General features: G+C 54.2%; 14 protein-coding genes. 11 read left to right on the forward strand and 3 right to left on the reverse strand.

Going from position 1 to position 20,969, the window contains the following annotated elements:
* Positions 1–2 precede the first annotated feature (2 nt).
* Entirely contained in the window at positions 3–1,484 is a 1,482-nt protein-coding gene (locus AC5TBW_RS13440; RefSeq protein ID WP_495509043.1) for a circularly permuted type 2 ATP-grasp protein, read from the reverse strand.
* Positions 1,485–1,847: 363 nt separating this feature from the next.
* On the opposite strand from AC5TBW_RS13440, the gene AC5TBW_RS13445 reads away from it, so the two are divergent.
* The 3 genes from AC5TBW_RS13445 to AC5TBW_RS13455 all read left to right on the forward strand — a co-directional run bounded on the left by AC5TBW_RS13445 (position 1,848) and on the right by AC5TBW_RS13455 (position 8,555).
* Positions 1,848–5,198, forward strand: coding sequence for a transglutaminase family protein (locus AC5TBW_RS13445; RefSeq protein WP_495509044.1), 3,351 nt, complete (start codon positions 1,848–1,850; stop codon positions 5,196–5,198).
* 82 nt (positions 5,199–5,280) lie between these two features.
* Entirely contained in the window at positions 5,281–7,692 is a 2,412-nt protein-coding gene (locus AC5TBW_RS13450; protein ID WP_495509045.1) for a circularly permuted type 2 ATP-grasp protein, read from the forward strand.
* On the forward strand, positions 7,689–8,555 hold the full coding sequence (locus tag AC5TBW_RS13455; RefSeq protein WP_495509046.1) for a transglutaminase family protein: 867 nt from the start codon (positions 7,689–7,691) through the stop codon (positions 8,553–8,555). The genes AC5TBW_RS13450 and AC5TBW_RS13455 overlap by 4 nt, the downstream gene beginning before the upstream one ends.
* 23 nt (positions 8,556–8,578) lie before the next feature.
* Here the strand turns inward: AC5TBW_RS13455 and AC5TBW_RS13460 are convergent, their stop codons facing one another.
* On the reverse strand, positions 8,579–9,286 hold the full coding sequence (locus tag AC5TBW_RS13460; protein ID WP_495509047.1) for a DUF3581 family protein: 708 nt from the start codon (positions 9,284–9,286) through the stop codon (positions 8,579–8,581).
* Positions 9,287–9,395: 109 nt separating this feature from the next.
* On the opposite strand from AC5TBW_RS13460, the gene AC5TBW_RS13465 reads away from it, so the two are divergent.
* On the forward strand, positions 9,396–12,422 hold the full coding sequence (locus tag AC5TBW_RS13465) for a translocation/assembly module TamB domain-containing protein (RefSeq protein ID WP_495509048.1): 3,027 nt from the start codon (positions 9,396–9,398) through the stop codon (positions 12,420–12,422).
* 3 nt (positions 12,423–12,425) lie between these two features.
* Here AC5TBW_RS13465 and AC5TBW_RS13470 read toward each other — a convergent pair whose 3' ends face one another.
* A complete protein-coding gene (locus AC5TBW_RS13470; protein WP_495509049.1) occupies positions 12,426–13,148 on the reverse strand; it encodes a trimeric intracellular cation channel family protein in 723 nt (240 codons plus the stop codon).
* Between the two features lie 242 nt (positions 13,149–13,390).
* Between AC5TBW_RS13470 and AC5TBW_RS13475 the strand changes: the two genes are divergently transcribed.
* From AC5TBW_RS13475 to AC5TBW_RS13505, 7 genes are all read left to right on the forward strand, one after another.
* Positions 13,391–15,463 carry a type VI secretion system Vgr family protein gene (locus AC5TBW_RS13475; protein WP_495509050.1) on the forward strand — a complete coding sequence of 691 codons (2,073 nt, stop codon included), beginning with the start codon at positions 13,391–13,393 and terminating at the stop codon, positions 15,461–15,463.
* Positions 15,460–16,323, forward strand: coding sequence for a DUF4123 domain-containing protein (locus tag AC5TBW_RS13480; RefSeq protein WP_495509051.1), 864 nt, complete (start codon positions 15,460–15,462; stop codon positions 16,321–16,323). Before AC5TBW_RS13475 ends, AC5TBW_RS13480 begins: the two co-directional genes overlap by 4 nt.
* 23 nt (positions 16,324–16,346) lie before the next feature.
* Entirely contained in the window at positions 16,347–16,775 is a 429-nt protein-coding gene (locus tag AC5TBW_RS13485; protein ID WP_495509052.1) for a DUF3304 domain-containing protein, read from the forward strand.
* Between the two features lie 38 nt (positions 16,776–16,813).
* Positions 16,814–17,275, forward strand: coding sequence for a DUF3304 domain-containing protein (locus AC5TBW_RS13490; RefSeq protein ID WP_495509053.1), 462 nt, complete (start codon positions 16,814–16,816; stop codon positions 17,273–17,275).
* 169 nt (positions 17,276–17,444) lie between these two features.
* Entirely contained in the window at positions 17,445–19,061 is a 1,617-nt protein-coding gene (locus AC5TBW_RS13495) for a T6SS phospholipase effector Tle1-like catalytic domain-containing protein (protein ID WP_495509054.1), read from the forward strand.
* A gap of 286 nt (positions 19,062–19,347) precedes the next feature.
* A complete protein-coding gene (locus AC5TBW_RS13500) occupies positions 19,348–19,842 on the forward strand; it encodes a nodulation efficiency, NfeD-like protein (RefSeq protein ID WP_495509055.1) in 495 nt (164 codons plus the stop codon).
* A gap of 2 nt (positions 19,843–19,844) precedes the next feature.
* Complete coding sequence (locus AC5TBW_RS13505) at positions 19,845–20,897, forward strand: SPFH domain-containing protein (protein WP_495509056.1); 1,053 nt, start codon at positions 19,845–19,847, stop codon at positions 20,895–20,897.
* Positions 20,898–20,969: the final 72 nt, after the last annotated feature.

Genomic DNA, 20,969 nt, shown 5'->3' on the forward strand with positions numbered 1-20,969 from the left:
CGTCAGGCTCCTTTCACCGCGGCCGCTGCCGCCTTATCGTCGGTTTCTACAATCCAGGTATCTTTACTGCCGCCACCCTGGGAGGAGTTCACCACCAATGAGCCCTCAATGAGTGCTACCCGCGTAAGCCCCCCAGTAGTGACATGAATTTCAGGGCCTGAGAGTATAAAGGGACGCAGATCCACATGGCGTGGCTGCGGTAGCCCATTCGCCAGCGTAGGCGTAGTGGAAAGTGCCAGGGTGGGCTGCGCCATGTAGTTGCGCGGGTTCGCCTTAATCAAACGGGCAAACTCTTCGCGGGTCTCTTTGGTCGAGCGAGGACCAATCAGCATGCCATAGCCCCCAGACTCGTTGGCAGGCTTCACCACCAGTTCATCCAGGTGGTCGAGCACATAGCGGCGGTCGTCCTCGAACATGCACAGGTAGCTGGGTACATTCGGCAGCAGCGGTTCTTGATCGAGATAGTAGCGGATCAGGGCGGGCACAAAGGCGTAAACAACTTTGTCATCCGCCACGCCTGCGCCCGGCGCATTGGCGAGCGCTACTTTACCTGCCCGCCAAGCGCGCATTAAGCCTGCCACGCCCAGCATAGATTCAGGGTTAAACGCTTCCGGGTCTAAAAACTCGTCATCGACACGGCGGTAGATAACATCAACGCGGCGCATGCCCTCAACTGTTCGCATGTACACCACATCGTCGTCATCAACGAGTAGGTCGCTCCCCTGTACCAGCTCAACGCCCATTTGCTGAGCAAGGTAGGCGTGCTCAAAGTAGGCAGAGTTATAGATTCCCGGGGTTAGCACTACCACCTGTGGATCATCCCCAGGCCGTGGCGACATTGCGGCTAACATGTCGTAAAGCTGAGCTACATAATCATCAACAGGCAAAATTTTGCCAGATGCAAACAGCTCAGGCAGTACCCGCTTAGTGACGTTGCGGTTTTCCAGCATGTAAGAGACGCCGGAAGGAATGCGTAAGTTATCCTCCAGCACATAGAGCGTGCCATCCCCATCGCGCACTAGGTCTGACCCACACACATGGGCCCAGACGCCGTGAGGGGGATTAATGCCAACACACTGGGGACGAAAATTGACTGACTGAGCCAGCACTTCGGCTGGCAACACCTTGTCCTTGATGACCTTTTGGTCGTGGTACAGGTCATCAATAAATAAATTCAGCGCCTGCACGCGCTGCTTGAGGCCCGCCTCGGTTTTGCGCCACTCACTGGCGGGAATAATCCGTGGCACGATATCAAAAGGCCAAGCACGATCGATCATTGCACCTTCCGAATAGACAGTGAAGGTGATACCCATCGTCCGGATTGCGATCTCCGCCGCAGTTTTCCGCTCGGCTAACTCTTCCGCGCTGAACCTTGCCAACATGTTGCACAATTCACCCGCTGACTCGCGTGGCTGACCGGGTGCGGCCATCAGCTCATCGTAATAGTCACGACACGCATAGTTATTCCAATTCACTTGGCTCATGGGCGCTCTCCTGGCGCAGGGGTGGAAGCGGCAACTTCCTCAATGCTCAGTGTAGGCCTGCCGCGCGCAAAACAATCAAACAATTGAGAGCAATATGCGTACCATCTTTTGCGATATTTCAACGTTTGCTTACTCAAACGCAACTTGACAGCGATTTCGAGCCCATTAAAGCGCGCTTATGAGTCATTCCGGTGCAACAAAGTGGCTTCAAATTGGTGCATACCGCCATTTCCACTTTAGTTAAACGCCTTAGTTAAGATAGCGGCTGCAAAAAAGTAAAAGTGGAACGATACTTGCGAAACGTTCGGTTATTCCCTAACCCAGCCGACCACCGGTTGATAACGGTTCTCTTGAGGGTGGCCCATGACCATTCGCGTTGCCTTGTATCATCGTACGACTTACCACTTTGACCGTCCGGTGCGTCTTTCGCCCCATGTTATTCGGCTGCGCCCGGCGCCCCACTGCCGCACGCATATTGAAGCGTATTCACTCAAACTCTCGGGAGACGACCACTTTTTAAATTGGCAACAGGATCCGTTTGGCAACTTCAATGCACGCGTCGTATTTCCCGAGCCGCGCAAGGAACTAACCATTGCCGTCGAGCTTATTGCTCCAATGACGGTGATTAACCCATTCGATTTCTTCTTGGATGACATTGCGCAAACCATTCCCTTTGCTTACCCGGAAGCGCTGCGCCAAGAACTAAGCCCCTACCTCGAAATAACCGAGTCTGGGCCGATGTTAATGGAGTGGCTTAAGGCCGTTCCCCGCGAGCCCACCACCACCGTCGACTTCCTGGTGGCGCTTAATCAGCGCCTGCAAGACGACATCGGCTACTTGGTTCGCTTAGAGCCTGGCGTACAGAACTGTGAAGAGACCCTCACGCTTTCCAGCGGCTCGTGCCGCGACAGCGCTTGGCTACTCGTGCAGATTTTCCGCCATCTTGGCCTCGCAGCGCGCTTTGTATCGGGCTATCTCATTCAGCTTAAATCTGATGTCAAAGCTCTTGATGGCCCAAGCGGTACAGAAGTCGATTTCACCGATCTCCACGCCTGGACGGAAGTATTTCTGCCTGGCGCTGGCTGGGTGGGCCTTGACCCCACCTCAGGATTGTTCGCGGGCGAAGGCCATATTCCGCTTGCGGCAACGCCAACGACGGGTAGCGCGGCGGCCATCACCGGATTTTCCGATAAGTGTGAAGTCACCTTTGATGTGACCATGGAAGTGGAGCGTATTCACGAAGACCCTCGGGTCACCAAGCCCTACAGCGACGAGCAGTGGCAGCGTATCTGCGCTCTAGGCGACGAAGTGGATGCAGAGCTGCTTCACGAAGATGTGCGTTTGACCATGGGTGGCGAACCTACCTTTGTATCAGTCGACGATATGGAAAGCCCGCAGTGGAATACCGAAGCGCTAGGTGATCATAAGCGCGAGCGGGCCGAAGCGCTGCTAACGCGACTACAGGCCGCCTACGCCCCAGGCAGTGCAATTCAACAGCAGCAAGGCAAGTGGTACCCTGGTGAACCCCTGCCACGCTGGGCGTTGGCCTGCTACTGGCGTAAAGATGGCGTGCCGCTATGGCGAGATCCAAAATGGTTAGCCTGTATGGAAGGCGCACCGAAAGTAGACGCTGATAGCGCGACGGCTCAACGTTTTACCAAGGCGCTGAGCGAACGTTTAGGGGTGGCCGAACGGTACTGGATTCCGGCGTATGAAGATGCTTACTACTACCTTTGGAAAGAGCAGTCGCTGCCAGTTAACGTTGACCCACGTGAAGTGAATCTTAAAGATGATGCGGAACGTCATCGTTTAGCCCGCCTATTGGAGCAAGGCTTAGACGAAGTCGTGGGCTATGCCCTGCCACTGCGCCATTCAATTAGCCAAGCTCACCGGTGGGAAAGCGGCCGTTGGCCACTTAAACGCGACCATCTCTTCCTGGTACCCGGCGACTCGCCTATGGGCCTGCGCTTACCGCTTTCGGCGTTGCCTTGGGCTGATCCTGAAGAGCAGCCCCAACCTGAATCACTGTTCGCGCCGCGCCCGGAACTGGGCGATATTCACGGCGAAGTCGCCCGCCGTAATGCTGAACAGCTGCATATCAGCGATGCTGAACGCCTGGGTCGCTCCAGCCACCCTAGTCCATCACATCCTGAGGGCGAATCCGTTCAGCAGCAGCCAAAGGCTGACAGCGACCGTGAAAGCGGCATTATTCACACCAGTTTATGTGTAGAACCACGTGAGGGCCGTCTACATATTTTCCTGCCACCGCTCACCAGCTTAGAGCACTACCTAGACCTCCTCAGTACGGTTGAAGAGTGTGCTAAAGAACTTGCTTGTCCGGTGATGGTAGAGGGTTACTCACCGCCCAGAGATCCGCGCCTGGAAAACTTTATGATCACCCCCGACCCCGGCGTGATCGAAGTAAATATTATGCCCGCGGCCAGTTGGCAAACCCTGGTGGCACAAACCGAACGGCTGTATGCCGAAGCGCGGGAAACCCGCCTGGGCACCGAAAAATTTATGCTGGATGGGCGCCATACCGGTACCGGCGGTGGCAATCATGTCACCCTGGGCGGGTTGACGCCTGAGGATTCGCCGTTTTTGCGCCGTCCGGACCTACTCGCCAGCTTAGTGACCTATTGGCAGCATCACCCGAGCCTCTCTTACCTGTTTTCAGGCCTGTTTATTGGCCCGACCAGTCAAGCGCCGCGGGTGGATGAAGCGCGCCATGAAGCGCTCTATGAGCTGGAAATTGCGCTGCAACAAATGCCTGAGGGCAACGTGGTACAACCCTGGTTGGTGGATCGCTTACTGCGCCACCTGTTAACGGATTTAACCGGCAACACCCACCGCGCCGAGTTCTGTATCGACAAACTCTACTCACCCGATAGTGATAGCGGGCGCCTTGGATTACTGGAACTACGCGGCTTCGAGATGCCTCCCCATGCGCGTATGGGGCTAATGCAGATGCTGCTGATCCGGGCATTGGTAGCACGCTGCTGGAAAACCCCCTACCGAGCTAAACCAGTTCGTTGGGGCAGTGCATTACAGGATCGCTGGATGCTGCCTCATTACCTGTGGAGTGATCTCGACGATGTGTTGGGTGACTTACGCAACCATGGCTTCGATTTTGACCTGGAGTGGTTTGCCCCCTTCCTTGAATTCCGCTTCCCGCTGCATGGACGCTTGCACACCCCCATGCTCGATATCGAGCTGCGTCAAGCCATCGAACCCTGGCATGTACTGGGCGAAGAGGCTTCAGCTGGCGGTACTGCCCGTTATGTGGACTCCTCGGTGGAGCGGCTGGAAGTCAAAGTCAGCGGCATGAGTGGCGATCGCTACGTGGTGACCTGCAATGGCCGTCGCGTGCCTCTTTCAGCGACCGGTCGAAATGGTGAAGCGGTAGCCGGGGTTCGCTACCGCGCATGGCAGCCGCCCTCGGCGCTGCACCCACAAATTCCCATTCACGCGCCGCTGGTGTTTGATGTCATCGACACCTGGAACCAGCGCTCAGTAGCGGGCTGTACCTACTACGTGGTGCACCCCACAGGGCGTAATTTCGACACCTTCCCGGTCAATGCGTTTGAAGCCGAAGCGCGAAGGCTGGGGCGTTTTAGTGACAGTGGCCATCGCCATGGCCATCAGGTTCCCAAGCTGGAAACGCCCAGCCTGGAACTGCCGCAGACCCTCGACCTGCGTTGGACGCCTAGTTAAAGTTTTTTAACAAAGCTAAGGCTTTTCTCTTAACGCCCGGTACAGGATAATCCGCCCCTTACCTCTCAGGATTACAAGGATAATGACGGCCCCTGTCTCTCCCTCGCTTCTCGCGCCCGTGGCTAACGGGCTCGTGGAGGATTACTTGAACCAGCTAGGCAAGGGACAGCCCGGCATATTTGACGCCATGCTCGATGGCCAAGGGCAGTTACGCCCTGGTTGGCAGAGCTTACTCGGCTCTTTGGAAGATCTTGGCCCGACAGGTCGGCACCAACAGCATGAAGAGATTCAGCGCCTGCTGGCTGAAAATGGCGTGATTTTTAATATGCATGATGAAACCCAGGGGCGTTCGTGGCGGCTCGACCCGCTACCCTGGGTCATTGATGAACCCCAGTGGCATGCGCTGGAAGCAGGGCTTACTCAGCGAAGTCGACTGCTGACCGCACTTTATGACGACATTTACGGCCCACGGACCCTTTTTGAAGCAGGCCTGCTGCCCACTCAAGAATTGCTCGCTTCAGCGCAATTATTACTACCCTGCCACCGTTCGCTCCCCAATGATCGCGCGCCAATTGCTTTTCATGGTGTGGATGTCATTCAGGACACTCATGGCCAATGGCGGGTCATAGCAGACCGATTGCAGGCACCCTCTGGTACAGGGTTCGCACTCGAAAACCGCATTTTAATGGCCCGCGCGCTACCCAATATGTACCGCAATGCACCGTTGAAGCGGTTGGCGGGTTTTCTTGATTTGCATCACCGAACTTTAATCGCGATGGCCTATCAGCATCGCGATAACCCAACGCTTATTTTATTAACCCCGGGGCCAGCGAGCCCACGTTATTTTGAGCACGCCTATTTAGCCAACTACCTCAATATTGCCCTGGTGGAGGGGCAGGATTTAGTCGTGCGCGATACTCAGGTATGGCTTCGCACGTTAGGCGGTTTGCAGCCAGTGGATGTGGTGTTACGCCACTGCGACGATGCTTACTGTGACCCGCTTGAACTGCGCGGAGATTCGCAACTTGGTGTGCCTGGGCTACTACAGGCCATGCGTGCAGGCGGGGTAGCCCTGTCGAATGCATTGGGCGTGGGTATTCTAGAAGCGCCTGTATTGGCTGATTACTTACCCGCACTCTGCGAGCACCTGCTGGGTGAGACCCTGCTGCTGCCCAATGCCGATGCCACGACCCGGCCAGCTACTGCCCCGGTCTTTGATAGCTATCTACAGCGCCTGGAACCCACGACGCTTAACCTGCGTTGCTTCGTGACCCGTACGCCGAATAGCGCCACCATCAAACAAAATGGCGCGAACGAATATCAAGTCATGCCTGGCGGTTTGGCCTGGGTGGGCGAGCCTGGTTCCCACTCATTGAGTAGCACCATCGTCAAAGACGTATGGGTGACTGCAGCCTCACCCCAGCCACATGTTAGTCAGTTGCGTCAGGCGCGCGGCCCAGTAGTAGCCACTCGCGACGGCACCGACCTACCCAGCCGAGTGGCTGAAAGTCTGTTTTGGTTAGGCCGCTACGGCGAGCGTTTGGATACCCGAGCACGCCTGCTGCGTGAAGCCCTACTAAGGCTGATGGAGTATGATCAGGACGAGATCGCAGATCAATTGTTGGATGAGCTGCTGCTAGCACTGGATATAACTACGCTCAATGAAGATGACGAGCACCGGTTACAGGCACCGTTAGCTGGCTTTGATCAAAAGCGTACAGCGCTGCTTGCTCAGTTTGATGACGTGGAACCCCAGGCGCTGCAGCCACTGTTTTCACAATTAATGCGTAATGCGCGCAGCGTGCGTGACCATCTAGGCGACGACTCCTGGCGAGTGGTGCATCAATTGCGCCAGCGCATGGCTACGTTTAACCCCAGCTTGGGTGCCAGCGCGGCAAGGCGGGCCTGCGAAGGACTTTCCGCGCAGTTAGCGGCGTTCTTTGGCCTGTGCAACGAAACCATGCCGCATCATTATGGCTGGCGGTTTATGGATATCGGCCGCTTTCTGGATCGTGTGCTGGGGCTTCTGTCGCTGCTTAAACTTACCCTGAATGCTCCCCATTCACCGGGATTGGCGCTGTGGGAGGTTGTACTCGCGACGACCGATAACTTTACCGCTTATCGTCGCCGCTACCGCAGCGAGCTTCACCCTGCGGCTATTCTAGATCTACTCCTCTTCGACGAAACCAACCCCCGGTCGGTGGGCTATATGCTAAAGCGTATAGAGCGACAAATGGATCGTCTTCCCGGCACTACATCGCCCTACCGTAATGCTGAACGTCGACTGTTAATTCAGGCGAATGCTGCACTTCATCTTGCCGATATTGATCGCTTAAGCCATTTGGCCGATACCCCCGAAGCGCAAGACGCCTTAGAGCAACTGCTGGATGCGTTGATTGAACCCTTGAACGCACTTTCGGAAGCGATTAGTCAAAGCCATTTCAGCCATGTAGAGCGGCCTCGACAGCTAGTCAGCATGGAGCCAGACGCATGAACTACACGTTGCGGCATACCACCCGCTACCACTACAGCGCCCCGGTGACGCTGTGCCATAGTGAAGCGAGGGTGTTACCACGCAAAACGCCGCATCAGCAGTGTGGTGCTTCGGAATTGCAGATTAGCCCCGCGCCCCAAGTACAGATGGAGCGCCGCGATGTATTTGGCAACAGGGTGCTCTATTTCTCTATGGAAGAAGTCCATCAAACTCTGGATGTCACTGTCATAACGCCGCTGAATACCCAACCCTTAGCCGCTTTACCCAACGTCTCGCCAACATGGGAAAGCGTCGCTGAAAAGCTTAGCCAGGATAACAGCTTTGATGTACAGCTCTACCGACTGGACTCGCCGTTTATCCGCCGTAACGATGAGCTAGCCGACTTTGCGCGTAGCTGCTTCACTCCTGGCAGGCCACTTATTGAGGCGGCGCTAGCACTCAATGAGCTGATTCATACTACCTTCGAATACGACCCTAGCTTCACCACGTTGGCAACACCGTTAAGCGATGTACTCACTAATCGCCGTGGCGTATGCCAGGATTTCGCGCACCTAGCGATCGGTGCACTGCGTTCAGTAGGCCTCGCCGCGCGCTATATCAGCGGCTACCTGGAAACCCAGCCGCCGCCCGGGCAACCGCGGTTAGTAGGCGCGGATGCTTCCCATGCTTGGCTGGCGACCTGGATCCCCGACTGGGGCTGGTTGGCGCTAGACCCCACCAATGGCGCCGTGGCCGGTGAACAGCACCCAGTGCTGGCCTGGGGGCGAGATTATGCAGATGTCGCGCCGCTCAAAGGGGTCATGAACGGCGGCGGCGAGCATCGATTGGAGGTTGAAGTCGATGTCATGCCTCTGGCAAGCTAAAACCAGAGGGATGAGTCGAGCCATCAAGCCTTTTCGTATGCAGCCTTGAGACGATAAAACTCTTCGACGATAGCGGCCATTTCATCAGCGTCGTAATCACACAAGCCACTCACTACGAGTTTCTTGGAACCGACCCCCACCGCTTCACCGGCAGACTCAATCGAGAACTCCAACCGCGCATCGGCACGTTTTCCGTTAACTTCTAACGAAGAGTGATTGAGCGTTAACCCCGGGGAGCAACCATCCAAACGTTCAAGCGAAAACCCCATGCTGTCATAGATCACCAATGGACGTTTAGGGTTAAACATAACCCCATGTTGCTCCATTAAAGGCTTGAGATAGTGCGGAAAATTTTTACCTGAAAACGCGACATAGCAACGCGCAAACGCTTCCACCACATCGGGATCGTGGGTAATGTCACCACTACGCACCACCTGTAGGTAACCTTTGCCGTTCTCATCACAGACATGAAGTGTACCGTTGTCTGCTTCGCTGAACTTTAGCGGTGTATCGGCACCCACCATGTTGGTGAAGCGGAATTCCATTTGTCGCGACAACCCAAACTTTGTGAGTACCAGTGCAAACAGAAGGTCGCCGGGGACGCAAAAACGACGGGCCTCTGGATTATGAATAGGGTTGTAATCACCAGCTACGCCTTTGGCGAAACGACTGGCCTGCTCTGCAGAGATCACTACATACTCTCCGCGCTGCGCGTAAAAATCCTTGAACATGGCGTTTGTTGCCTGCCTAGCGTTGAAATCGAAAACCCGTCACTGCCCAACGCCGCGCATAATGCCATAAAACACGCCCCAACAGGAGTCATCTGCTAGGGAAGCCACTATGTCAGACGCGAACACTCGTAAAAATCGCCTACCTCGCATGCTGCTGAGGGTGTTGATTGGCCTATTATTTTTCATCTTTATGTGGGTGGTGGGTAGCTATTGGCTACTCAACAGTCAATGGCTGCCTAAACGTATTTCACAATTTGAAGGCATTGATATTCAATGGGAAAAAGGCGTCAGCCGCCACCCTGGCCGCTGGGAAGTAGAGGGACTCTATCTCGCCCGCCAGGATGAAGCACTCCCCATCTCCATTGAGGCCGAACGCGCCACGCTGTCACTTTCGCTGCTGTCCCTATTACGCGGCGAGCTGCATATCGACGCACTTGATGCCGAGGGTATTCGCCGCCTGACCGTGGGGGATATCGCGCTTGAAGCTGACGGCCACTTGGAAATAGCGGAGACCACGCTAACTCGCGACACCCTCGCGATTCCTAATATTTCTCTCGCCATTACCAATGGTCGTTTAGTTCGCTTGAGTGATCAAGCGAACTTAGTGCGTGATATTAATCTTAACGCTGATGCAACGCTCGATTCGATAACCTCTGTTGACGCCAGCAGCGGCGAACTGAACGCCAATCTATTGACAGCGCTTTCTGCACAACTTCAGTTGGATGCACAGGCAGATGCCTGGGATGTCTTTATGCCCTACCTAGATGCCCTACCCTGGCTAACCCTGGAGGGACGAGGAACACTATCAGGGACACTAACGCTAACAGCCGGAACATTACAGCCTGATAGTGAACTCATACTGGATGCGCCCATGCTGCGCTTAGCCGTTGATGAGCAACGTTTGCGCAGCCCCAGTTTGCGTAGCCCCAGTGACTCACCCCGCTGGCTAATTGCAGACAACCCTTCGCCACGCCATACCGCTACCGGCGCAGGGCGCGTTCGCTTGGCAGTCGAGAACGAACAGCTGCATTTTTCCACGCAGCTTACCGATGTAGAACTGGCCGATACGCACCCTTATGCAGAGCACGCCGAGCTACGCCTTAATACTCAAATTCCTAATCAGCGTCTGGATCAACTCGACCTTCCCACCTCAGCGACGCTAGCCTTACGGGGTGACATCACTCGTTTGGATATGCTTGACCGCTATCTGACGCTTGATGGTAAAGAAGCTGGTGTTGAACAAGACAGCAGCGATGGGCCTGATAGTGACGGGCCCGGTTATGCAAAACAGGCGATCCGCCTTACCGGGCATGGCCAAATTGAGGCCTCAGCCAGCATTCGTCACTCGCGCCCCTATGATGCCCAACTGAACATTCAAGCACCGGCACTAACCGCCAATACGCACGGTTTTATCGCTCAAGGCAGTGGCTCACTTAACGCCCAACTTACGCCAGAGGAGATTATTGAGGCCACGCTGAGTTTTGCTGATGCCACGCTACACCACCAAGAGCACCAACTGCTTTCCAATGCTGATATTAATATCGTCGCCACCAGCCCCCTCGAAGCGAAAACAGCTCGTGAAGAGGCATCGGCAACGCTAAGCTGGCAAGCGGCTCGCCAACCGAATATCGGTGTTTTACAAACCTACTTAAACGCAATACTGCCAGATCCAGCGCCACTGCAGTTACTTAGTGGGCAAGCCAGTAGTCACGGTCAGCTCACTATCGCTTCAGAACAACTAAGCGGAGAGATACATATAGCTGGAAACGGGCTTACCACGCGCTGGCAGCACGGTGATCAGGTGGGCACGCTCACCAGTGATATGCAGCTATTCCTGCCTATTCAGCAGGCCTTGATGGATGGCACTGCGCTGAATATCAGCGGTGCCCAGCTAAGCTGGCAAGTGGCCGATATCAACCAACCAAGCGAGCGTTTAGACAGCACTTTAGTGTTGTCCGATGGCCGTTTTCAGCGACGCAATGGAGAGCCTAGTGGCCAATTTACGCTTGCAGGAAGCGTGCAGCAGCTCAGTTTTTTAAATACATTCTTACCTGACGCTCATGGACTGACTATCGCCGGTGAAGGCCAGCTATTTGCCCAGGGCGCCTTTAGCAATGACCGTTTGCAGGCTCCCACTCGGTTACGGGTGAATGCCAACCAGCTAGAAGTCACGTTTTTAGACTATCTCGTCACCGGCCAAGGAGAGCTTACCGCCCAATTAGATAGCCCCGAGCAGGCCCAACTCTCGCTTGGCATACCCCGCTTTGCTTTAAGACGTCAAGGTGATGACAGCCCGCACCTGGAGGGTCGGCATTTTGCCCTGACGACGCAAACCGAGCACTTTAGCGATGTGCGCGAATCCCCTCGGCCCGAGCACTTCACCACCCGCATAGCGCTACCCATTACCGAGGTGCCCGATTTCACTCGCTATAACCGCTACTTGCCGGAAGGAGCGGGTATCACCTTACTTGGCGGGCAAGCCAGCCTTGAAAGCGAGTGGTTACTGGAAGGACTAAACGCCCAGGGAGAAATAACGCTGCGCGCCTTTGGTGCCGAGTTAGCACTCCTAGACCAACGGCTTCGCGGCGATTTGCATCTCTACTTACATTTAACCGAAGGCGACCTGGAAACCCGACGCTTTACCGCCAATGATTCACTTTTACGCTTGGAAAATGTCTTTCGGCAAAGCGAGGACAGCACCCAGGATGCAGGCTGGTGGGTGCAACTCTCCATGGAAGAGGCAGCATTGGCGTGGGAAGACCCTATTCGATTGGCCAGTCAGCTACGCTTGAAGATGCGCGACACGGGGTTGCTCGCACGGCTATTTCTAGCTCGTGCAAGGGATAGCGACTGGCTAGGACGCTTGTTGAATGTCCATGATATCGAGGGTAACGCGCAACTCGATATCAGCGGCGAGCACATTCGCCTGCAAGACTTGACGCTGACCGGCGGACCGCTGCTGCTGCTTTCCGATATCACGTTGGCAGACCGCAGCGCTAATGGTGCACTTTATACGCGTCTTGGAGTACTGGGATTAGGTGTGGAACTGAGAGATAGCGAGCCAACTCTGCGGGTTATTCAACCGCGCCGCTGGTTTGATCGCTGGCGGGACGCGCACCATTTTCCTAGACCGTAATCATTAATCCCTCGTCTTTTTGCGATCGCGGCGAATCATCCTCACCCGCTCTTTGGCCTTTTGTGGCGTAGAAAGGGGCGCCGCCGCCTCATCAAGGGTTTTTGGCGGCACCGTCACCCAGGCAAAGACCGGCAATGCCAGGTGCCAATGGATCGCCGCCAAACGTAGCCCTAATGTCACGCTTAATGCAGCGGCAATCGCTATAGCGAGCGGCACACTCAAAGCATGTAGTGCCACGTAAACAATCCCCCCCGCCATCGCGGCCGTCGCGTAAATCTCTTCGCGCAGCACCATGGGCACCCGCTGGGCCAATACATCACGAATCATGCCACCGGCCACACCGGTCATCATGCCCATCAATACGGCCACCATGCCAGATGTGCCCAGCAGCAACGCTTTATGGGCACCAATAACGGTGAACAGCGCAAGGCCAAACGCGTCAGCGATGGGCAAAAAGCCCCGGGACAGGCGGTGGATATAGTGAAACCCCATTACTGATACGCCCACGGTGGCTAAAATCACCCACAGATAGGTCGGGTCTGTCACCCAGAACACCGGCCGAACGCCGAGGACTAAATCACGCAGTGTGCCCCCGCCAATACCGGTCACTGACGCCAGCACCAGCATACCGATCGGATCCATGCGCGAACGGCACGCCAAAATCACGCCCGACAGCGCAAACACGATGACACCTGCCATATCCAGCCAGTAAACCACGCCTGACACTCGCTTCTCCTTGATGCTCTCTATCGATAGAGATTGGCAGGATAGCACCTCTCCCACCATGCACGAGTGCAAAATTGATCACTTTTTAACCATCATCCTCTTATTTTGTAAGACATTGACGACACGCTTTGTAAGACATTGCCGTTAGGTTCCCACCGGGGGTTGTCGTCCCAGGCTAGGACATTATCCTGATCGTTTCTCATTTATCTTGGCTACGATTAGCGATTACTCCTGGAGGGGGCATGACACTCAGCACCGGACTACACTTTACCGTGATGCTACCCGGCGTTGACGAAATTGCCGTGGTCGACTTCACCCACCGTGAAGCCCTCTCCCGGCCCTTTGAGCTGGTACTCAATGTAGCCAGTAAAGATGGCAACCTGGATGCCGCCGAGCTGTTGGATCGCGACGCGTCACTAACCATCTGGCAAGGTGGCAAAGTACTACGTCGGGTACACGGCATCATCAGCGCATTAGGCCGAGGCGACCGAGGCCATCGCCGCACCTTCTACTCTTTAGTGTTGCGCCCCGCGCTATGGCGGCTCTCGCTGCGCCAGAACTCGCGTATTTTCCAAAAAATCGACCCGCTCACGATCATTAACACCCTGTGCGACGAGCAGGGCATTACCGATGTGACCTTTGCGCTTAATCGTGAGCCGGAGCAGCGTGAATACTGTGTACAGTACCGCGAGACCGACCTCGCTTTTATCGAACGCCTGGCCGCTGAAGAAGGCCTGTTCTACTTCCATGAATTTGAAGAGCACAGCCACCGGCTGGTCTTCGCTGATGATCCTCAGGTGCTTACCAATTTCGGCGAACGGCCCTATAACAGCCGCGCAGGTGGCACCGCCCCCACCCGCCATGTTCGCAAGCTTAGTCACAAAGCGCGAGTGGCTGCCGCTTCCGCCACGCTCAAAGATTACAGCTTTAAAAATCCGGCCTACGCGCAGTTGCATGAACACCTAGGCCGCGATGTAGAAGCGCATGGTCAGAATGCTGACTACGAACACTACGACTACCCCGGCCGCTACAAGCAGGACGCCTCCGGCAAGCCCTTTACCCGTATTCGCCTGGAACAGCTACGCCGTGAAGCGCTCACCGCCAACGCCGAAAGCGACCTGCCCGAACTCGCCCCTGGCGTGCGCTTTACCCTCACCGACCACGACACCGACAGCCTCAACCACGACTGGCAAGCCATTGAAGTGGTCCACCATGGCGAACAGCCCCAGGCGTTGGAAGAAGATGGCATGACACAAGGTGACGCGAATGGTATGACGCGTTATCACAATCAAGTCACCCTCATCCCCGGTGATACCCCGTGGCGAGCTACGCCCAACCCTAAGCCTAGGGTAGACGGTCCCCAGGTCGCCTTTGTGGTGGGCCCCGAAGGCGAAGAGATTCACTGCGACGAACACGGCCGGGTCAAAGTACAGTTTCCTTGGGATCGCTACGCCGAACCCAACGACACAGCCAGCTGCTGGGTGCGAGTGGCTCAAGGCTGGGCAGGTGGCGGTTACGGTAGTATCGCCATTCCTCGTATCGGCCACGAGGTCATCATCTCGTTTTTGGAAGGCGACCCTGATCAGCCCTTAATCACCGGGCGCACCTACCACGCCGTCAACACCGCGCCCTACCCGCTGCCAGAACACAAAACCCGCACGGTGCTGCGCACCCAAAGCCACAAGGCTGAAGGCTTCAACGAACTGCGCTTTGAAGACCAAGCGGGAGAGGAGCAAATCTGGCTCCACGCCCAGAAAGACTTAGAACTGCTCACGCTTAATGACCGCATCGAAGAGATTCGCAACGACAGTTTCTTGAAGGTCAATAACGACCGCATCAGCGAGATCGATAACGACGATCACCACACGGTGCACGGCAACCGTTTTGAACACACCGAAGGCCAGCAGCACCTCACGGTACAAGGGACACTGCATATCAGCGCAGGCCAAGCATGGCTCAGCGAAAGCGGCCGCGAACTGCACATCAAAGCAGGCCACAAAGTAGTACTGGAAGCCGGTGACGAACTCACCCTGAACGCAGGGGGTAGCTTTCTCAAACTGGATGGCGGCGGCGTTACGATGGTCGGCCCTAAAGTACGCGTCAATGCAGGCGGTAGCCCTGGCAATGGTTCGGGGCAGGCGGTAGAAAGCCCACTGCTTCCGGGGCATGCGATGGCGGAGGTGCATGAGCGAATCGATAATATTTCACAAGTTGCACTATTGAAGACCAACCTTAAGCTGCCAGAGGTATGCGAAGAGTGCTGGCAGAAAGCATTAGCTGAAGGCCAGAGCGCGATACCTGGGGAACAAGCATGAAAGCTGACACTCTTCCGCCATGGCAACGCTCTTCATCATCACAAGCCTCTGAAATAGAGCGCTATGCCTTAATTGAGCTAGCACACCTACCCGTAGCCGCAAGAACGACACTGTTCAATGAGCTGGTTCAAGACAGCCAGTATTGGCCGCTAATTAAAGATGAAAGCCAGCCCCATTTGCAGCGCGAAGGCCCGTGGGTGTTACAGGTTAGGCAAGACAAACTTGATAAACTGCTAACGCTTGACGGCATCGTATGTGCTTTACAAGGCTGGATCGAGAGTCCACTTATCGGAACTGAACTGGCTAGCCATTTAGCTCCGTCCATGGCGGTGGAAAACCCGCACAAGCAGCGCTCATTGCTACGCTTTTATCTCCCCGATGTCATTACCCAGTTGCACGAGGATGCGCTTGAGAATCCAACAAACACACTGTTTTTAGGTGTTACTCGCTGGTGGTATCGAGATGCAACATTAGGCTGGACGGCTCTTGAAGGGAACGCCTTGCCAGAGAGTTTGCCTCCGTGGCAACTGACAGTAGATGAAGCCCGCTGGCAATCCCTACACGGTGATCCGGAGGTTATGCAATTAACCGCCGAGTTAGTCGATTTTTCACCGTCATTATTTGAAGGGATATGTCTTTGCGAGCGACCCGGTCAGGTGGCTAAAGCGCTAATGCAAGCCAGCAACCATGGTTTGACCGCCATTGCCGACAAAAGAACCTTTCTCTATGTGCAATTAAGCCAGGGTAACGACGCCTGGGCATCAGATGATATGCAAAGCCTTTTACAGCGCGCGTCTAGTGATGAAGCCACGCTGGCTGACTTACTGACAACCACTTACCAGCAGGCTGAAGAGTGTTAGTCCGTTGGGTAATAAGCCGCTACATGCGTCTGATGCCTGTTTGGCTTCAGGTAGTGTTGGCTGCCTTTTTCATTATATGGTTTGCCTGGGGAATAGTTTTTAATACATCAAAGAGTGGAAGTTTGGTCGGCCATAACCATACTGACCGACCTTTAGGAAGGTATTTTGTAGATGGTAATTATGGAGGAAATGGAGGCACAACCTGTTGTTGGTCTTTCCGTGGAGATACTATCGAAGTGGAATGGATTTTAAGTGTAACTGGAGAGCAGCGTCGTCAGGGCTTAGAGATAGAAAGAAATATCTTAAACCTCCCTATGCCAGTGTTTAGCCGAGAAAATCAGTATTTGCATGTCCACTTTCTCCCTGACAATCAAGTCGAGATTGCTTGGAGTCCAGACTTACAATCTCCGCTTTCTGAACGGCTAAAGGATAAGTATCACAGCTATGATTAATGTGCGGAATTCATTATGAAAAAAAGGAATTATTTACCATGTTAGTACGCTGGGCAATAAGCCGTTATATGCGCCTACTACCTAACTGGCTTAAATTCATACTGGCTGGTTTAGGAGTCACATGGGTAGCTTGGAGCATGCTTTTTAATTCATCAAAAAGTGGCTCTTTAGCAGGATATAACCACACTAACAGACCTATTTTTAGTTATTGGGTCGATGGTAATTGGGGAGGAAATGGAGGCACCACCTGCTGCTGGTCTTTCAAAGGAGATACTGTCGAGGTAGTGTGGATTCTGGATGTTACTCCCGATGACATCGAGGCAGGATTGGAAGAAGAAAGACATAGCATTACCCTGCCCATGCCAGAATATAAGCGAGATGATCAGTATTTACATGTTCACTTCTTACCCAACAATAAAGTTGATTTAATATGGAGCAACAATATCCGCTCCCCAAAATTAGAGTATTACCGGAACAAAGGGGAGAGTAGGAGTGAATGAAATTACTTTAGAATGCATCCAGGCTATTGACGCTAGAAATGCATATGGCACCTCTAATATATATGGTGCAGACTGCCGAAAAGCTCTTGATATTAGTTTTTTCTTTGATGGGATAAATCGAAATCTTGAGAGTGATTTATCTAGGGGAAAAATTAGCAATATAGCGGCAATGTTTTTAGCCCACTTCTGGGGTGAAGACGACCAAATAAGTAATGCTTTTCGTAAGCATTACTACTCCGGACTAGGTACTCCATTCGACTCCAGCCTTTCCGATGATGTGGTGGGTGCTGCGCACCGCGTTCCTGGCGAAGCCGTCGGAACGGGTGAAGGGCAGTTGCGTTCCAGTGGCACGGATGCCGCAAAAGAAGTTCTCTCCGGTGGTGGCTCGGGGCGCTGGTACGAGGTTTTTGGGCGTTCATTTAAAGTATCCATTACTCAACCCTGGAACTGGGTAAAAGCGGCCCGGGATGCCGCTATTCGCACGGGTATTGAAGCCGCTGCGCCTATCAGGGACACCTCCATTGCCGCTAACCTGTTGATGAGTGGGAGCCACACCCGCCTCTCCTCCGCTGTTCGCGATTTCCACAACAGCGTTGCTGATATCAAGCAAAATAGTGAGCTACCGTTGGCCAGAATACGCGTCTCTGTCTTTGGCTTCGACTTTGGTGCCGCCATGGCTAAAGCATTTGTACGGCGGCTGCTGGAGGAAGTGTGTGATCAGGATGGAGAACGTTTTGTTTATCAGGACAGTGATGTGGAAGTGGTATTCGTAGGCTTGCTGGACTGTGTAGACCGTACCCATGCCGAGATGGGACTGCTGGATTGGTTTCACCCATTAAGCCCGGTGCTTGATGATGGAGGAGAGTTACATCCAGGTTGCCAGCGAGCGCTGCATCTAGCCGCAGCCCATGAGCGGCTTTTTTACCGCCTCTGCCGTCCGCTTGGAGCGGAAAATTCGCAGTGGAATGAAGAACTGTGCCCCGGCATTAGCGAAGATATTGGCGGTGGCCTAGTAGCCGACGAACAGAAAGCCAGCGCAGAATTATCGCGTGCTGCCCTGCATCGCATGTATCGCCGTGCCACTATCGCCGGCGTCCCTTTTCCGCCGTTGGATAGTTTGGTTTCTAGAGGTCGCCGTTTTGCTGAAATGTTTGAGCTGAACGATCAAATCGAAGGCTATTCATTACCCGCCTTAGCACGTCACTATCAACGATATACCAGTTCTCTACAAAGCCCTACAGCTGAAAACTTCCGCTCCCATACCCTGGTTTATCTGGCCTGGCTAGCTCAACGTTACCGCGACTATCAGGATACGCTAGCCGCTCTAGAAGCACGCGAAGATGCGTTGCCAAACCGTTATTACCATCGCACCATTGGTTCACTGGTGGCGTCTATTTCTGGAGAGCAAGAAGAGTGGTCACTTCAGAGGGCTGAGCAAGCCGAAATTGATGCGGCTATAGCCTCCTTACAGCAGTCTTGGGGCTGGCTCGAGGATGTTGACAGCGAGGCGCAGGATATACGCCGCCGCGAACGTTCAACTGACAGAAACACCTATTTGCATGCGCGGGCTACGCTTCGTCATCACTCTCAGTTAGCTAACAGTTGGTATCAGTGGACAAGGGAAGAGTCGCCGCCTGAGTTACCCGAGCCAGTAGGGCTGTTGTTTGCTTATGGATTGCATGACAAGCAGCCCGAAGAGATGACCTATCGAAATCGACAGCCCTCACAGCTTGTTGGCGGTTATCGGTTTATGACGTGGCGGGGTATTGATCAGCCTGAAGGATAAAATGTCGCCAAGCAATACGCTTACAGAGCCCGCCATGACTGTCAAGATTCTCTGCATAGACAGACGCACGACTATCACTCCAGCTATTACACATAGACTTGTAGCCATCTTCAAAGCGAAGTGGGTTCGAGGAATGGGCAATGGTGGTTGGCATAAATCGGCATAACAATGCTGTTATCGGCAATAGCGGTAATGAAAGTTTAAAGCTTACAGGCTGCCCACAGGCCAAGTTGAGCTAAGTACGTTACTCTGTTGAGCAACCCTCGTCGCTAGCATTGGAGTGCATATGGATTGGAACCCGGCTTACAGCTGGCTAGTACTCGCCTTGCTATTAAGTTTGGCAGAGCTTACTTCTGGCGCAATGGTGCTGCTTGCGCTGGGCATTGCCGCGGCACTTACCGCCGCCGTTACAGCGTTGGGATTAACGCTCCCCTGGCAACTACTCAGCATGGCTATTTTTGCAGGAGTGCTGCTGCCGCTATGCATCATGGTCATTCGTCCACGCTTCTCTCCTCGTGGTGTTGCCTATGGCACCACCGGCACGGGCGTCGAAAAAGGCAATCGCTATACGACTTTGCGCCGGGATTTTGATGATGCCACCGGCATTAAGGTAAACGGCGATTTCTACCGTTTACGTGTGCTTGAAAGCGGTGAAACGGATTTACCCAATGGAACACCGGTCGTGTTCCAACGTTTTGAGGGCGCCACTGCGCTGGTCACGTTGCCTCAGCCTGCAGACATCGACCCTCAAGATGACAATTCCCAACGCAAGGAGCCTTAATAATGGATTTACCTATTAGCCCCGGTTTATTAATAAGCCTTATTATTGTACTGATCGCGGTAGTGATCATTTCTAAAGGATTGATCATTATTCGCCAATCGGAAGTAATGGTGGTTGAACGCCTTGGTTCCTTCCACCGTGTGTTAGAAAGCGGCATCAACATCATCATTCCGTTTATCGAACAACCCCGCGCAATCACCATGCTGCGTTACCGCAAAATGGGTGAGGACTACACCGCCATCACCTCCGATGAAACCCGTATCGATCGCCGCGAAACGGTGATGGATTTCCCAGGCCAGCCGGTCGTTACCACCGATAACGTCACCGTGCGCATTAACGGCGCGCTCTACTATCAAATCATCGACCCTAAGCGGGCGGTCTATGAAGTCGAAAACATGAGCCAGGCCGTCGAAGTACTTGCGAAGACCACGCTACGCTCAGTGGTCGGCAAGATGGAACTGGATAAGCTGTTTGAGTCCCGTGCAGAGGTCAATAACGAGATTCAGGCGGCGATGGAAGAGCCTGCTTCCAAGTGGGGGGTCAAAATCTCCCGTGTCGAAGTGCAGGATATTGCCATGCCAGAAGAAGTGGAAACCGCCATGCGCCTGCAGATGGCCGCCGAGCGTAAACGCCGTGCCACCGTCACCGAAGCCGAGGGTGAAAAATCAGCGGCAATTGCCATGGCCCAAGGCCAGCGTGAATCTTCGATTCTTAACGCTCAAGGCGATAAAGAGTCCGCTATTCTGCGCGCCCAAGGTGAGCAGGAATCGATCAAGCTGGTGCTGAGTGCCATTGGCGATAGCGAAGAGAACAAGCGCACGGTGGTGGGCTATCTGCTCGGCCAGAGCTACATCAAGGTATTACCCAATATGGCAAAAGATGGTGAACGGGTTTTCGTGCCTTATGAATCCTCTGCTTTGTTAGGTTCAATGGGCATGTTTCGCGAGATGGCAGGATCACCGGAAGATACGGTGGCCAATCATCTTAAAAATCGTAGCGGTGGTGATAGCGATTTTCGTAGTGGGATAGTCGGTGGTGCCGTCAGCGGTCACTAATACTAATAGCCCTACGCCAGGGTACAGATAAAGAGTGAACCGGATTCTGAGCGATCCGGTTTTTTTGTGTCC

It is taken from the genome of Vreelandella sp. ssv (assembly GCF_059448525.1).

What these genes read in the sequence shown, in the direction of transcription:
- AC5TBW_RS13440 (WP_495509043.1), bottom strand. Translation starts at nt 1,484, where the DNA reads ATGAGCCAAGTGAATTGGAATAACTATGCGTGTCGTGACTATTACGAT.
- AC5TBW_RS13445 (WP_495509044.1), top strand. Translation starts at nt 1,848, where the DNA reads ATGACCATTCGCGTTGCCTTGTATCATCGTACGACTTACCACTTTGAC.
- AC5TBW_RS13450 (WP_495509045.1), top strand. Translation starts at nt 5,281, where the DNA reads ATGACGGCCCCTGTCTCTCCCTCGCTTCTCGCGCCCGTGGCTAACGGG.
- AC5TBW_RS13455 (WP_495509046.1), top strand. Translation starts at nt 7,689, where the DNA reads ATGAACTACACGTTGCGGCATACCACCCGCTACCACTACAGCGCCCCG.
- AC5TBW_RS13460 (WP_495509047.1), bottom strand. Translation starts at nt 9,286, where the DNA reads ATGTTCAAGGATTTTTACGCGCAGCGCGGAGAGTATGTAGTGATCTCT.
- AC5TBW_RS13465 (WP_495509048.1), top strand. Translation starts at nt 9,396, where the DNA reads ATGTCAGACGCGAACACTCGTAAAAATCGCCTACCTCGCATGCTGCTG.
- AC5TBW_RS13475 (WP_495509050.1), top strand. Translation starts at nt 13,391, where the DNA reads ATGACACTCAGCACCGGACTACACTTTACCGTGATGCTACCCGGCGTT.
- AC5TBW_RS13480 (WP_495509051.1), top strand. Translation starts at nt 15,460, where the DNA reads ATGAAAGCTGACACTCTTCCGCCATGGCAACGCTCTTCATCATCACAA.
- AC5TBW_RS13485 (WP_495509052.1), top strand. Translation starts at nt 16,347, where the DNA reads ATGCGTCTGATGCCTGTTTGGCTTCAGGTAGTGTTGGCTGCCTTTTTC.
- AC5TBW_RS13490 (WP_495509053.1), top strand. Translation starts at nt 16,814, where the DNA reads ATGTTAGTACGCTGGGCAATAAGCCGTTATATGCGCCTACTACCTAAC.
- AC5TBW_RS13495 (WP_495509054.1), top strand. Translation starts at nt 17,445, where the DNA reads ATGTTTTTAGCCCACTTCTGGGGTGAAGACGACCAAATAAGTAATGCT.
- AC5TBW_RS13500 (WP_495509055.1), top strand. Translation starts at nt 19,348, where the DNA reads ATGGATTGGAACCCGGCTTACAGCTGGCTAGTACTCGCCTTGCTATTA.
- AC5TBW_RS13505 (WP_495509056.1), top strand. Translation starts at nt 19,845, where the DNA reads ATGGATTTACCTATTAGCCCCGGTTTATTAATAAGCCTTATTATTGTA.